Annotated in this window: 9 protein-coding genes and 1 tRNA gene; 3 read left to right on the forward strand and 7 right to left on the reverse strand. The window is 62.5% G+C overall.

Annotated elements, in window-relative coordinates; genetic code table 11:
- Nucleotides 1–23: 23 nt before the first annotated feature.
- Nucleotides 24–2420, forward strand: a complete 2397-nt coding sequence (locus AC1DLV_RS15050) for a polysaccharide biosynthesis tyrosine autokinase (protein WP_476800721.1) — start codon at nucleotides 24–26, stop codon at nucleotides 2418–2420.
- Between the two features lie 3 nt (nucleotides 2421–2423).
- Here AC1DLV_RS15050 and AC1DLV_RS15055 read toward each other — a convergent pair whose 3' ends face one another.
- Both AC1DLV_RS15055 and AC1DLV_RS15060 read right to left on the reverse strand, forming a co-directional pair.
- On the reverse strand, nucleotides 2424–3188 hold the full coding sequence (locus tag AC1DLV_RS15055) for a metallophosphoesterase family protein (protein ID WP_476800722.1): 765 nt from the start codon (nucleotides 3186–3188) through the stop codon (nucleotides 2424–2426).
- 210 nt (nucleotides 3189–3398) lie between these two features.
- Nucleotides 3399–3475: transfer RNA gene (locus tag AC1DLV_RS15060), tRNA-Pro, on the reverse strand.
- 172 nt (nucleotides 3476–3647) lie between these two features.
- Here AC1DLV_RS15060 and AC1DLV_RS15065 point away from each other — a divergent pair.
- Both AC1DLV_RS15065 and AC1DLV_RS15070 read left to right on the forward strand, forming a co-directional pair.
- On the forward strand, nucleotides 3648–5198 hold the full coding sequence (locus tag AC1DLV_RS15065; RefSeq protein ID WP_476800723.1) for a phosphomannomutase/phosphoglucomutase: 1551 nt from the start codon (nucleotides 3648–3650) through the stop codon (nucleotides 5196–5198).
- Nucleotides 5199–5207: 9 nt separating this feature from the next.
- Nucleotides 5208–7448 (forward strand): mannose-1-phosphate guanylyltransferase/mannose-6-phosphate isomerase, encoded by a 2241-nt coding sequence (locus AC1DLV_RS15070; protein ID WP_476800724.1) that lies wholly within the window; start codon nucleotides 5208–5210, stop codon nucleotides 7446–7448.
- A gap of 30 nt (nucleotides 7449–7478) precedes the next feature.
- Here the strand turns inward: AC1DLV_RS15070 and betB are convergent, their stop codons facing one another.
- The 5 genes from betB to betI are packed head-to-tail and all read right to left on the reverse strand — an operon-like array spanning nucleotide 7479 to nucleotide 13762.
- A complete protein-coding gene (gene betB / locus AC1DLV_RS15075) occupies nucleotides 7479–8942 on the reverse strand; it encodes a betaine-aldehyde dehydrogenase (RefSeq protein WP_476800725.1) in 1464 nt (487 codons plus the stop codon).
- 57 nt (nucleotides 8943–8999) lie between these two features.
- Nucleotides 9000–10652, reverse strand: a complete 1653-nt coding sequence (betA, locus tag AC1DLV_RS15080) for a choline dehydrogenase (RefSeq protein ID WP_476800726.1) — start codon at nucleotides 10650–10652, stop codon at nucleotides 9000–9002.
- Nucleotides 10645–11646 carry a threonine/serine dehydratase gene (locus tag AC1DLV_RS15085; RefSeq protein ID WP_476800727.1) on the reverse strand — a complete coding sequence of 334 codons (1002 nt, stop codon included), beginning with the start codon at nucleotides 11644–11646 and terminating at the stop codon, nucleotides 10645–10647. The genes betA and AC1DLV_RS15085 overlap by 8 nt, the downstream gene beginning before the upstream one ends.
- Nucleotides 11646–13172: a choline-sulfatase gene (gene betC / locus AC1DLV_RS15090; protein ID WP_476800728.1), complete on the reverse strand. Its 1527-nt coding sequence runs from the start codon at nucleotides 13170–13172 to the stop codon at nucleotides 11646–11648. The genes AC1DLV_RS15085 and betC overlap by 1 nt, the downstream gene beginning before the upstream one ends.
- Nucleotides 13172–13762 (reverse strand): transcriptional regulator BetI, encoded by a 591-nt coding sequence (gene betI / locus AC1DLV_RS15095; protein WP_476800729.1) that lies wholly within the window; start codon nucleotides 13760–13762, stop codon nucleotides 13172–13174. Before betI ends, betC begins: the two co-directional genes overlap by 1 nt.
- Between the last annotated feature and the right edge of the window lie 28 nt (nucleotides 13763–13790).

Below are 13790 nucleotides of genomic sequence, written 5' to 3' on the forward strand. Positions count from 1 at the left end.
TTCAAGAAAGAACTGGAACGCAGATGAACTACGCCAGCTTTCCTTTCAACAACCGCATTCCTGTGCCTCGGGAAGAAGCGCGGGAAGGTACCGACTTCATTGACCTGGAGCGCCTGCTGGCCATGGCCAAGCGCCAGGCAAAGGTTGTGGGCGTCGGCGCTGTTGTCGGCCTGCTGCTCGGGTTGGTCTATCTGCAGACCACCCCACCGACCTTCACCGCCAGCACCAGTGCGCTGATCGATGAAGGCATGAACAAGATGGTCGACGAGGTTTCGGCGACACCTGTCAACATGCAGACCGATGCGGCGATCCTCTCCCAGATCGAGATCATCAAATCGGCGCGGCTTGCCGCAGTGGTCGTCGACAAGCAGAAGCTCGACCAGAATCCAGATTTCATGCAGCCGCCGAAGTCGCTTTTGTCGACATTGGTCGGCTATGCCAGGGGTTTCCTGCAGATATTCCGCTCCAGCCCGGAAATTGCCGCCGGCAGTGGCGATCTGACCGAGGCGCAGCGCAAGGCCATGGCCGATACGGCTCGCAAGCAGCAGGCGGTGGCGATGCTGCAGGTCAACATCATGGCCGAGCGCTCCGGCCGCAGTTATGTCATCTCCATGGGCTACCGTTCGCACGACCCGCAACTGGCGGCCGATATCACCAAGGCGTATGCTGATGCCTTTGTCGCCGATCAGCTGGATGCCAGTTTCGACGCCACCGAAAAGGCCGCCGTCTGGCTCCAGGGCCGGCTCGGGGAACTGCGCACAAGCTCGCAGAAGGCAGCACTCGAGGTCGAAAAGTTCCGCGCCGAAAACGGTCTGGCTGCGGCACGCGGCGAAACCATCGCCGAACAGCAACTTTCCGATCTCAACGCCCAATTGATCCTCGCCCAGGCCGATACGGCGAAGGCGCGGGCGCGCTATGAACAATATCGCACCATCGTCGAAAGCGGCCCCGAGGCTGCGGTCAGCAATTCTACCCTGTCGGCCGACGAGGCCGGCAATCCGCTGATTTCGGAACTCAAGAAGCGCTATTCCAGCGTGTCGAAGCGCGAGCAGGAGATTTCGGCTGGCTTTGGTCCCAATCACCCACAGGCTGTTGCCCTGCGCAAGGAACAGGGCGACCTGTCCAACCAGATCCTGCGTGAACTCAGCCAGCTCTCGGAGACCTATCGCAACGCATATGAGGTGGCGCAGTCGCGCGAGACCGCACTGCGCAGCAGCGTCTCGGAAGCCACCGGCCAGAATTCCAGCGCCAATCAGGCGCAGGTGCGCCTGCGCGAATTGCAGCAGCAGGCAACCGCGCTGAGCACGCTCTACCAGACATTCCTGTCGCGCTACGAGGAGGCCTCGCAGCAGAGTTCGTTCCCTATCGCCAAGGTGCGGGTGATTTCGGAAGCGACGACGCCGCGTAGTCCATCGAGCCCGCGAACCTCGATGGTGTTCGGGTTGGCGCTCGTGCTTGGTATCGTCATGGGCGCAGCCTTGGGCGCGCTCAACGAATTCAATGAGCGTTTTTTCCGCACAGCCGAAGACGTGCGCGAACGGCTCGGTGTCAAGTTCCTCGGCTATCTGCCGCTGCTCGGGTCGAACGACGACAAGAAGGACACTGCCAAGACCAAGATAGCCCAGAATGGCGCGCCTCCTCCGCAGCCACAGACACGAGCATCCGAGGCAGCGAAACGACGAGCGAAGATGCGTATCGCGGTCGATGCTCCGGCCTCGATGTTCGCCGAGACGCTGCGCAGCACGAAGATCGCCAGTGACGTCGTGCTTCAGGATCTCGGCTGCAAGGTGATTGGCGTCATCTCCATGCTGCCGGGCGAGGGCAAGTCGACGGTTGCCGCCAATCTCGCCGGTTTGCTCGCCAGCAACGGCGCCAAGACGCTTTTGATCGACGCCGATCTGCGCAATCCTGGCCTCAGCCGCAGTCTGGGCATCGATGCCGATCAGGGGCTGGTCGAAGCCGTGGTCAACGACAAGGGCTGGCAGTCGGTGGTCAAGGTCGACCGCCAGACCAAGATGGCGATCGTGCCGGCCGTGGTGCGTGGCCGCTTCTCGCACACCAGCGAGCTGCTTTCGTCGGCTGGCATGCGGCGCTTCATCGAGGATGCCAAGGCGACGTTCGAATACATCATCGTCGATCTGCCGCCACTCGGCCCGGTTGTCGATGCCAAGGCGTTCGCGCCGCTCGCCGACGGCTTCGTTCTTGTGGCGGAGTGGGGTGCGACGCCGCGCCCTCTGGTCCGTTCGGCACTCAATGCCGAACCCCAGATCGCCAACAAGATCCTTGGGCTGGTGCTTAACAAGGTCGACCTGAAGAAGCTGCCGCGTTACGGCGCCTATGGCAGCTCGGAGCAGTTCCTCGACAGATATTCGACCTACTATGTCGACAAGAGCGAGGCGAAAGTGAAGGTCGTTTCCTGAGGCTCAGGAAAACAGCAGCCGTCCTTGTTTGCCCGCAATCCGCACCGCTGTCAGGCGCCCGCTTTTGAAGGCGCCTGTGTCGATGCCAAGCCTGCGACCGTCGATGCGTGGGTGGTCGACCGGCGTATGGCCATGTACCACCCAGCGGTCGAGCCGCCGCGAGGCCTCGAAAAACGCCTCGCGGATATAGAGCAGGTCGTGATCCTCCTGTTCGAGCAGTGGCACGCCGGGCCGGATGCCGGCATGAACGAACACGAACCGCTCCGAATAGGCCATGATCGGCAGACCACGCAGGAACTGGATGTGCTCTGGCGGGATGGTGGCGCGGATGTAGTCGTCGAGTCTGTCGCCGCTGCCGTAGAGATCGGCCAGGTGTTCGGCATCGATGTCATAGGAAAACAAGGTGGATCGCGCGCCCGTTGCCAGCCAGCGTTCGAGCGACAGCCTGCCGTCGAGATAATCGAGCATCTGCGTCTCGTGATTGCCGGCAAGGCAGATGCGCTCGAAGCCAAGTGGGAGCGTGGCCTGAAGATGGTCGAGCACTTTGGCCGAATCCGGGCCGCGGTCGATGTAGTCGCCCAGCATGACGATCAGTTTTCGTCCGGGCAAACCAGTGGCATCGGCGACGATCTTGTCTTCGAGCGAGCGCAATAGCTTGAAGCAGCCATGCACGTCGCCAATCGCGTAAACGACGGTATCGGTGAGGTCGATCTCAACGCGCTGGCGCCTTGCCTTCCGGTCCTGCGAGCGAAAATTCAGGAAGCTCACCAGACTATCCCTTCAGGTGCCAATTGAGTGTGGTCCTGGCCTAAGCCCAACTATATCTTTGGATGGCTGCAAGGAATGGCCGTACTCTTTTGGCACGACTTCTACGAAAAGCACTCGATGTCGAGCCGTCAGGAGCCTCAACGCGCCAGTTGTTGGCGTGCACGTTAATCCAGGAGGAAGACTTTCGGGAAAACAAGTCGTTGTTTTTACTGGTCGGAGTGGCAGGATTTGAACCTGCGACCCCATCGTCCCGAACGATGTGCGCTACCAGGCTGCGCTACACTCCGTGACCAGTCGGCGGGCTTATAGCTGCCGCTTTTGCTTCCTGCAAGCGGCAAAGGATTAGCTGGTGCGATTTTTCGCAAGTGAGTTATCTTGTTGAGCTTTTACGCCTTTGTGCTGTGGCGGCGGGAGGGGACAGCGTCGCAATCTTGCGGTATTCGGTCTCGAAGAGAATCTATGCGCAGATTTGCGCGCTGGAGTGCAGTCGTGAACATCAAGCCCGTTGCTCAAGCAACTCCCAACACCTTCGAGTTCGAGACGCTTGCGCTGGTCAAGCCGACCGGTTTTCGCGAATATGATGCGCGTTGGTGGTTCGGCCATCCGAACTCGACCAAGGAGCCGGAACTCAACCTGATTGGTGTCCAGGCGCTCGGCATGGGCATTGGCACCTTGATTCGACGCCTCGGCGCCGGGCCGGACATCGTCGTCGGCCACGATTTCCGCTCCTATTCGATGTCGATCAAGCTGGCTCTGGTGTCGGGCCTGATGGCCGCCGGAGCTCGGGTAAAGGATATCGGGCTTGCGCTGTCGCCGATGGCCTATTTCGCGCAGTTCGCGCTCGACACGGCTTCGGTGGCGATGGTCACCGCCTCGCATAACGAAAATGGCTGGACCGGCGTGAAGATGGGCGCGGCGCGCCCGCTGACCTTTGGGCCCGAGGAGATGTCGGCGCTGCGGGACATCGTGCTCAATGGCGACTTTGAATTGATCGGCAACGGTTCTTATGAATTCGTGCCGGATTTCCGCAAGGTCTATCTCGACGATCTGGTGGCCGGCAAGCGTATCGGCCGCAAGCTGAAGGTGGTCGCCGCCTGCGGCAACGGCACGGCAGGCGCGTTTGCGCCCGAAGCACTTGAGCGCATCGGCTGCGAGGTCATCCCGCTTGATGTCGAGCTCGATCATAGCTTCCCGCGCTACAATCCGAACCCCGAAGACATGCAGATGCTGCATGCCATCCGTGACAAGGTTCTGGAGACGGGTGCCGATGTCGGCCTCGGTTTTGACGGTGACGGTGACCGTTGCGGCGTCGTCGACAATGAAGGCAACGAGATCTTCGCCGACAAGGTCGGCGTGATGCTCGCGCGCGATATCTCAGCGCTGTATCCGAACTCGACCTTCGTCGTCGATGTGAAGTCGACGGGCCTGTTCAACACCGACACGTTGCTTGCCGCAAACGGCGCCAAGACCGACTACTGGAAGACGGGGCACTCCTACCTCAAGCGCCGGGTCGCCGAACTCGGCGCAATCGCGGGCTTTGAGAAGTCAGGGCATTTCTTCTTCAATCCGCCTATCGGGCGTGGTTACGATGACGGTATCGTCACGGCGATCGCTGTTTGCCAGATGCTCGACCGCAATCCTGGCAAGTCGATGGCCGATCTCTACCGGGCGCTGCCGCTGACCTATGGCACGCCGACCATGTCGCCGCATTGCGACGACGAACTCAAATATGGCGTCGTCGACAAGGTGGTCGCCGACTTCGAGGCAATGAAGCGCAACGGCGAGACCTTCGCCGGCCAGAAGATCGTCGATCTGATCACCGTCAACGGTGTGCGCGTGGTAGCGGAAGACGGTACCTGGGGGCTGGTGCGCGCATCCTCCAACAAGCCGGAACTGGTGGTGGTGGTCGAAAGCCCGGTTTCATCGGAGCGGCGACGCGAGATGTTCGAAGGCGTCGATGCGGTACTGAGGCGCAATCCGTCGGTCGGCGCCTACAACCAGACATTTTGAGGGGCTGAAATGGCTGAGAGGATCGTCAGTTTTGTCATGAGCGGCGGCGTCGGTTCGCGGCTCTGGCCGCTGTCGCGCGAGGATAATCCCAAGCAGTTCCATGATCTTTCCGGCGACGGCTCGATGCTGGTCAAGACGCTGAAGCGTCTGGCGGCTCGCGACGAGGGCGAAACGCCGATCTATCTGATCGCCTCCGAACGCCATGCGGCGCGTGTTCGTGCCGATCTGGCAGCAATCGACTTGGCCGGCGGTGGCGCGATTTTCGAGCCGACCGGTCGTAACACTGCGGCGGCGGTGGCAATTGCCGCGTTGCAGACGATCTCGACCTATGGCGACGGCATCGTGCTGGTCGTGCCTTCGGACCATGAGATTTCGACCCAGCGCCAGTTCTGGGACACTGTCGAGCGCGGCGTGCCCGCAGCCAGTGCGGGGCGCCTTGTCGTGTTCGGCATCAAGCCGGCGACGCCCGAGACCGGCTACGGCTATATCGAGGTTGGCCGCGAAAGCGACGGCGTTTCAGATGTCACCCGCTTCGTCGAAAAGCCGGACCTGGCCACAGCCGAGGGGTATGTTGCGGCAGGCAATTTCTTTTGGAACGCTGGCATCTTCCTGTTCAAGGCGAGCGCGATGCGCGATGCCTTCCTCAAGCATCAGCCGGAAATCTGGCACAAGGCAGAAGCGGCATTCAAGGCGGCGACAAGCGATCTCTCCGGCATCTACATGCCACTGGAACTCTATGCCGGGATTCCTTCGATCTCGATTGACTATGCGATCATGGAGCGGACCAGCGACATCGCCATGGTGCCGGCGAGCTTCCGCTGGAACGATCTCGGTTCGTGGCAATCGCTGCTCGACGTCAGCCCCTCCGACAAGGACGGCAACGTCATCGTCGGAGACGTCGTCGCCATCGACTGCGAGAATTCGTATCTCCGCGGCGAAGGGCGGCTGCTGTCGGCGATCGGCCTCAAGGACGTGGCGATCGTTTCAACATCGGACGCGACATTCGTTGCCCCGGTCAGCCATAGCCAGAACGTCAAGAAGATCGTCGAGCAGCTCGAAAAGAGCGGGCGGCTGGAGACCAAGTTCACCCCCGCGCATGGCCGCGTGCTGGCGAATGGCGCTTGGCGCCGCCGTGTCCAGCATTGGCTTTTGGAGGAAACGCTGCCGCTATGGTCGACCGCAGGCGTCGATGACCATTTCGGAGGTTTCCACGAGGCGCTCGGCTTCGACGGACGGCCGCTCGCCAAGCCCAAGCGCATGCGCACCATGGCGCGGCAGGTCTATGCGTTCTCGGTCGCCAAGCAGCGCGGCTGGGACGGTCGAGCCGATGCGCTGATCGATCACGGCATCCGCTTCATGGCCGACAAGGGCCGCACCGAGCGCGGCGGCTGGGTGCGCACGCTGAACCCGGATGGCAGTGTCGCCGATCCGGTTGAGGACGCCTACGACCACGCCTGCGTGCTATTGGCGCTGGCACATGCCCATCGCTCCGGCAACAAGGAGGCATTCGGCCTCGCCGCCGAGACGTTCGCCTTCCTCGATCAGCATCTGGAAGACGAGAGACTGACCGGGTTCCTCGAAAGCCCGGATGGCGAAGGCGTGCGGCGGTCGAACCCGCATATGCATCTTCTCGAAGCATTCCTGGCCTGGCATGCGGTAACCGGCGACCGCGTCTATCTGCGTCGCGCCGCCCGCATCATCGACCTGTTCCGCAGCCATTTCTTCGAGGTCGATAGCTGGACGCTGGGCGAGTTCTTCGACCGCGACTGGCATCCGGCGCCGGGCGAGAAGGGCCAGTGGACCGAACCGGGGCACCACTTCGAATGGGCCTCGCTTCTGGTCGATTTTGCCGACAAGAGCGGCCAGAAGGACCTAGTCGCTTATGGGCGCAAGCTCTATGCCTCGGCAATCGCCAACGGCCTCAACCGGGCGACGGGGCTAGCCTATGGCGCGGTGTCGCGGCAGGGCCTGCCGCTCGACAATATCTCGCGCAGCTGGCCGCAGACAGAAGCGATTAAGGCAGCTGTGGCGCTTGACGGCACCGGTGGTCCTGACTTGAAGCCGGAGATCGAGGCGCGTGTCGGCCGCCTGTTTCGCTGGCATATCGACCCAGCACCTCAGGGGCTGTGGATCGACCAGATCGACGAGCGCGGCCGCTCGCTCGCCAAGGAAGTTCCTGCCAGCATCTTCTACCATCTGGTGACGGCGCTGACGCAGTATCTCGACAAGACCGAAGAGTTTGCCAGCTAAGCCAGTCGCCGACTGGCTTAGCTGTGGCGCTCAGTACGGGCTCGCCACATCGCCGGTCTCGACATAGACCGACTTGAGTTGAGAGTAATGCTGAAGCGCGGCGAGCGAGTTTTCGCGGCCGATGCCCGACTGCTTGAAGCCGCCGAAGGGGATTTCCACCGGCGTCAGATTGTAGGTGTTGATCCAGCAGGTGCCGGCCTGAAGCTCGGCAATGACGCGATGGGCGCGCGGCAGATCCTTGGTGAAGACACCGGCGGCAAGGCCGAATTCGGTGTCGTTGGCGCGCTGAATGACCTCGTCCTCGCTGTCGAAAGACAAAACGCTCATCACCGGCCCGAATATCTCTTCGCGGGCGATGCGCATATTGTCGGTGACGCCGGTGAAGACGGTCGGCTCGACGAAGAAGCCGCCCTCAAAACCCTGCAGCGAAGGCACGCCGCCACCAGTCTGCAGTGTAGCACCCTCTGTTTTTCCGACGGCGATGTAGCCGGTGACCTTGTCGTGCTGCGACTTGTTGACGAGCGGACCCATCTGCGTATCGGGGTCGAGTGGGTCACCGATGCGAATGGTCTTGGTGCGCTCGACAAGCCGCTCGACGAAGCGGTCGTGGAGGCCCTTCTGGACGAAGACGCGGGTTCCGTTGGAACAGACCTGGCCGCTTGAATAGAAATTGCCGAGCATGGCGCCGCCAATGGCGTTTTCGAGGTCGGCGTCGTCGAAGACGATGATCGGCGACTTGCCGCCCAGCTCCATCGTCGCATGCTTCATATGCGAGCCGGCTAGTGCCAGGACCTTCTTGCCTGTCGGCACCGAGCCGGTGAGCGAGATCTTGTCGACCGCTTCGTGCGAGGCGAGTGCCGCGCCGACATCGCCGTAACCCTGGACGACATTGAACAGCCCATCGGGCAGGCCTGCTTCCGAGTAGACCTCGGCGAGCGCCAATGCCGAGAGCGGCGTGTTCTCGGACGGCTTGAAAACCATCGCATTGCCCATGGCAAGCGCGGGCGCCGACTTCCAGCCGGCAACCTGGATCGGATAGTTCCACGCGCCGATGCCGACGCAGACGCCCAGTGCCTGGCGCTTGGTGTAGGCGAAGGGTCCGCCAAGATCGACATATTCGCCGTTGAAGGCAGCGATCGCGCCAGCGAAATATTCGAGGCAGTCGGCGGCGGATGCGGCGTCCGCCACCAGCGTTTCTTGTATCGGCTTGCCCGTGTCGAGCGTTTCCAGCCGCGACAGCTCGGCATTGCGGGAGCGCAGGATATCGGCGGCCCGGCGCAGGATCCGCCCGCGCTCGACCGGCTTCAGCCGCGCCCAGGCGGGTTGGGCGGCGCGCGCCGCCTCGACGGCGAGCTCAACGATGTTGGCGGTGGCCGAGTGCAGCGAGGCGATGGTTTCACCGGTCGCTGGGTAGATGATAGGGATCGCCGTGCCGCGCTCATCGTCGACGAAGCGGCCGTTTATATAGTGCGAGGCTTTTGGTTGGGCGCGCATCGTGTGCTCCAGTTTTTTATGTCGTGGCGGTCATATCCGGTCGGGCCGGATGATGCTCTATCTGTCTGAGACCTGCCAGCGTGGATTGATCCAGGGTTCCTGGTTGGACGGGGCGAGCGGCGTGCGGCCGAGGATATGGTCGGCCGCCTTTTCGCCGGTCATGATCGAGGGACCGTTAAGGTTGCCATTGGTCACTCGCGGGAAAATCGAGGAATCGGCGACCCTGAGACCATCGACGCCGATGACCCGGCATTCGGGATCGACGACGCTTGTCGGGTCATCAGCGCGGCCCATGCGGCAAGTGCCGCAAGGATGATAGGCGCTTTCCGAATGCTCGCGGATGAAGGTGTCGAGCTGCTCGTCGGTGTCAACGTGCTTGCCCGGCGAGATCTCTTGCCCACGGAACGGATCGAAGGCCGACTGGCCGAAGATTTCGCGGGTGAGCCGGATGCAGTGGCGGAAGTCAGCCCAGTCATCGGGGTGAGACATGTAGTTGAAGCGGATCTCCGGCTTGGCCCATGGATCGTTCGACCGCAACGTGATCGCGCCGCGCGACTTGGAGCGCATCGGCCCGACATGGGCCTGGAAGCCGTGCGACTTGGCAGCCGCCTTGCCGTCATAGCGAACGGCTGCCGGCAGGAAGTGGAACTGGATGTCGGGATAGTCGACACCGGCTTTCGAGCGCACGAAGGCCGCCGCCTCGAAATGGTTGGTGGCGCCAAGCCCGGTCTTGAACAGCAGCCATTCAGCGCCGATCAGCGCCTTGGAGAATGGGTTGAAGACCGAGTGCAAGGTGATCGGCTGGGTCGCCTCCTGCTGGATGTAGAGCTCCATATGGTCCTGGAGGTTCTGGCCGACGCCGCGCCGGTCGGCGACGACGTCGATGCCATGCTCCCTAAGATGCGCCGCAGGGCCGATGCCGGAGAGCATGAGCAGCTTGGGTGAATTGATCGAGGAGGCAGCGACGATCACTTCACGTCGTGCCTTAACGACCTGAATCTTTTTGCGAACTTCGATCTCGACGCCGACGGCGCGTTGATTCTCGATCACCACACGCCGGGCGAAGCCATTGATGATACGAACATTTCCGCGTTTCAGCGCCGGCCTGAGATAGGCATTGGCAACCGACCAGCGCCGGCCATGGTGAATTGTCTGCTCCATGGCGCCGAAGCCTTCCTGCTTCGAGCCATTGTAGTCTTCGGTCATCTCGAAACCGGCCTGCTGTCCGGCCTCGACGAAGGCTTGGTAGAGCGGGTTCTTGCGTGGGCCGCGCTGGATGTGCAGCGGCCCCTTGGTGCCGCGCCAGCCGTCCTCGCCGCCCTTGGCATGTTCCATCCGCTTGAAGTAGGGCAGCACGTCGGCATAGCCCCAGCCGCTCGCACCTTGCTCGGCCCAATGATCAAAATCGTGGGCGTGGCCGCGAACATAGACCATGCCGTTGATCGAGGACGAGCCGCCGAGCACTTTTCCGCGCGGCGTGGCAAGCACGCGCCCTGCAAGGTGCGGCTCCGGTTCGCTGGAATAACCCCAGTCGTAGCGGCTCATGTTGAGCGGGTACGACAGTGCCGACGGCATCTGGATCAGCGGGCCGAAGTCTGTGCCGCCATACTCGATGACGATCACCGAGTGCTTGCCGTCCTCGGAAAGGCGATAGGCCATGGCCGCTCCGGCGGAACCGGAGCCGATGATGACGAAATCTGCTTCAAGCATTGTTCACATGGACCATGAAGTCGGCGAGCGAAACGTTGCCGCCAGTTGCTACGAGAAGGACGGTCTTGCCCGATACATCGACCTTCTTCTCCAGGAGGGCGGCGAGCGACGAAGCGCCTGAAGGCTCGAGCACCAGCTTGAGGTGTTCGAAGGCGACCTTCATGGCGCGCCCCACCGCGGCATCGTCGATGGTCAGCCCACGCACGCCAGCTGTTGTCACCGCTTCGTATGGAGCATCGCCGGGCCGGCGCGCCATCAAGCCGTCGCAGATGGATTTCGGGCCAAGCGGCATGGTCTCCTGGGCACCGTGTGCCAGCGAAGTGCCCATGCCGTTGAAACCTTCCGGCTCGACGGCGAACACCTGGGTTTTGGGCGACAGATAGTGGAAGGCGAGCGAGACGCCGCCAATCAGTCCGCCGCCGCCGACCGGGCAAAGCACGATGTCGGCGCTGACACCTTTGGCGGCCAATTGATCGAGTGCTTCAAGGCCTGCACCGGCCTGGCCGGCGACGATCTCAGGATCATCGAAGGGGTGGAGCAACACCAGGCCCTCGGTCTCCGAGATTTCGCGTGCCTTGGCAGAGGCGACCTCCTCGCGGGCGCGGTCGCCATGGTCGGTGAGCACGACACGGGCGCCATAACCTTTCGTCGCCTCACGCTTGGCGGCTGGCGCGTCGATCGGCATGACGATGGTCACGGGGATACCGAGCGCTTGGCCAGCTGCGGCGAGCCCTTGGGCGAAGTTGCCGGAGGAGTAGGCGACCACGCCGCAACGAGCTTCGTCGGCAGAGAGCTTCTTCAGTCGCCAGTAGGCACCGCGCGCCTTGAACGAACCGGCCCATTGCAGCGACTCTGCCTTGACGAAGACACGCGCGGCTCCGGTTTCGCCGGCGAGTGCCGTCGACTCCAGCAGCGGCGTCAGCTGCGTCGCCTGGGAGGTTTCAGCGTATGCCCGCCTGAGGTGGTCGAGTGTGGGAACTGTCGTTTCTGTCATCATTCGCCTCGCGGAAACCGCTTGCTGTCTTCGAGTACGTTGAGATCCATATGGTTGCGCATGTAGCGCTCCGACGCCTTTTGCTGCGGCTGGAATTCCCAAGGGGTGTAGGTGCCGTTGCGCAGCGCGGGATAGATGACCCAGCGCCGGGCCTGGCTCTCGCGAACGGCCGCGTCGAAGGCCGCCATGTCCCAGCGAGCCCGAACCTTCGCCATGAAGGCGGCGACAATATCGGCATGGGCTGGGTCGGTAGCGAGGTTGGTGAGTTCGAGCGGATCCGATTCCAGATCAAACAGTTGCGGCGGATCGATCTCGCAATGGACGAACTTGAAGCGGCCTTCGCGGATCGCCACCAGCGGGGCATAAGAACCCTCGGCGGCATATTCCATCAGCACTGGATCGGTACGTTGCTCGCCGTGCATCAGGGGGGCGAGCGACTGGCCGTCGGTCCAGGACATGATAGCGCTGAGGTCGATGCCGGCGAGGTCGCACAGCGTCGGCAGCACGTCGAGATTGGATGTCGGTGCTTCGATCAGCTGTGCTGGAATGCCCTTGCCGGCGACCATCAGCGGCACGCGTGCGGCGCCCTCGTAGAAGCACATCTTGAACCACAGGCCGCGCTCGCCGAGCATGTCGCCATGATCGGAGCAGAACAGGATGATCGTGTCGTCGAGCATCCTCGTGCGTTCCAGCACGGAGACGAGTTCACCGATCTTGTCGTCGAGATAAGAGATGTTGGCGAAATAGCCGCGCCTGGAGCGGCGCACCTGCTCTGGCGTGATGTCGAAGCTGGCATAGTCGCTGGCGTGGTAGAGACGCTGCGAATGAGGGTCCTGCTGCTCGGTCGCGATGAAGCCGACCTCGGGGTCAAGGGCAGGGCAATTCTCGTAGAGGTCCCAGTATTGCCGCCGCGCGACATAGGGGTCGTGCGGATGCGTGAAGGAGACAGTCAGGCACCATGGCCGCCGATCAGCCTGGTCCGAGACGCGGGCGAAGTCGTAAAGCTTCTGCGTTGCGTGGAAGGCGACCTCGTCGTCATACTCCATCTGGTTGGTCGTCTCGGCGACACCGGCGCCGCTGAGCGAACCGAGATTGTGATACCACCAGTCGATGCGTTCGCCCGGCTTGCGGTAGTCAGGCGTCCAGCCAAAGTCGGCAGGGTAGATGTCGGTGGTCAGCCGTTCCTCGAAGCCGTGCAACTGGTCCGTCCCGACAAAGTGCATCTTGCCCGACAGGCAGGTGTGATAGCCGGCGGCGCGCAGATGATGGGCGTAGGTCGGGATGGACGAGGCAAATTCGGCGGCGTTGTCGTAGACTTGGGTGCGCGACGGCAACTGCCCCGTCATGAAGCTGGCGCGGCCGGGTGCGCAAAGCGGCGATGCCGTGTAGTTGTTGCGGAAGCGCGCCGAGCGCGCGGCCAGCGCCTTGAGGTGCGGAGCATGCAGGAAGTCGGCCGGCCCATCGGGAAAGAAAGTCCCGGCCAGCTGGTCGACCATGATGATCAGGATGTTGGGCCGCTCCGTCATCAGCTCGCCTTTGCGTCCGCGAGTTTCGTTTCGAGATAGTCCTCGATCAGTGCGGCAGCCGTGGTGGCGTCCGGCACGCCGTCCTTGAGTGCCCGGCGTATGTAGAGCCCGTCGATCAGCGCGGCTGTGGTTTCAGCGACCCGCTCGGCCTCCGAACGCGGCAGAAGGGCTGAAAGCCCGCTCATCAGATTGGAATGCAGGCGTCGCGCGTAGACCTTGAGGAGGCGCCGCAAGGCGGGTGACTTCTGCGCCTCGACATAGAAGGCGAGCCAGGCGGCAATGGTCTCTGGCTGGAATTGTTTTTCGGAGAAGTTGACCGAGATGACAGCGGAAACCCGGGCGCGGGGCGCCGCACTTGCCTTGAGCGCCGAACGGCAGTCGGCGTTCAGTTCTGACAGCAGATAGCGCATTGTCGCCTGCAGCAGGTCTTCCTTGGCGCCGAAATAGTGATGCGCCAGTGCGGCGGATACGCCGGCACGCCCGGCGATCTCGGACATCGTCACGTCAAGTGTGCCGCGTTCGCCGATCGCCGAGATCGTGGCGTCGATCAGCGCCTTGCGGCGCAATGGCTCCATTCCGACCTTGGGCATTCAAACTCCTCCATCGCCAAGCCTATTT

This window comes from Aminobacter sp. 01T433, from assembly GCF_056398585.1.

Coding starts and splice junctions, on each gene's coding strand:
- AC1DLV_RS15050 (WP_476800721.1), top strand. CDS start 24: ATGAACTACGCCAGCTTTCCTTTCAACAACCGCATTCCTGTGCCTCGG.
- AC1DLV_RS15065 (WP_476800723.1), top strand. CDS start 3,648: ATGCGCAGATTTGCGCGCTGGAGTGCAGTCGTGAACATCAAGCCCGTT.
- AC1DLV_RS15070 (WP_476800724.1), top strand. CDS start 5,208: ATGGCTGAGAGGATCGTCAGTTTTGTCATGAGCGGCGGCGTCGGTTCG.
- betB (WP_476800725.1), bottom strand. CDS start 8,942: ATGCGCGCCCAACCAAAAGCCTCGCACTATATAAACGGCCGCTTCGTC.
- betA (WP_476800726.1), bottom strand. CDS start 10,652: ATGCTTGAAGCAGATTTCGTCATCATCGGCTCCGGTTCCGCCGGAGCG.
- AC1DLV_RS15085 (WP_476800727.1), bottom strand. CDS start 11,646: ATGACAGAAACGACAGTTCCCACACTCGACCACCTCAGGCGGGCATAC.
- betC (WP_476800728.1), bottom strand. CDS start 13,172: ATGACGGAGCGGCCCAACATCCTGATCATCATGGTCGACCAGCTGGCC.
- betI (WP_476800729.1), bottom strand. CDS start 13,762: ATGCCCAAGGTCGGAATGGAGCCATTGCGCCGCAAGGCGCTGATCGAC.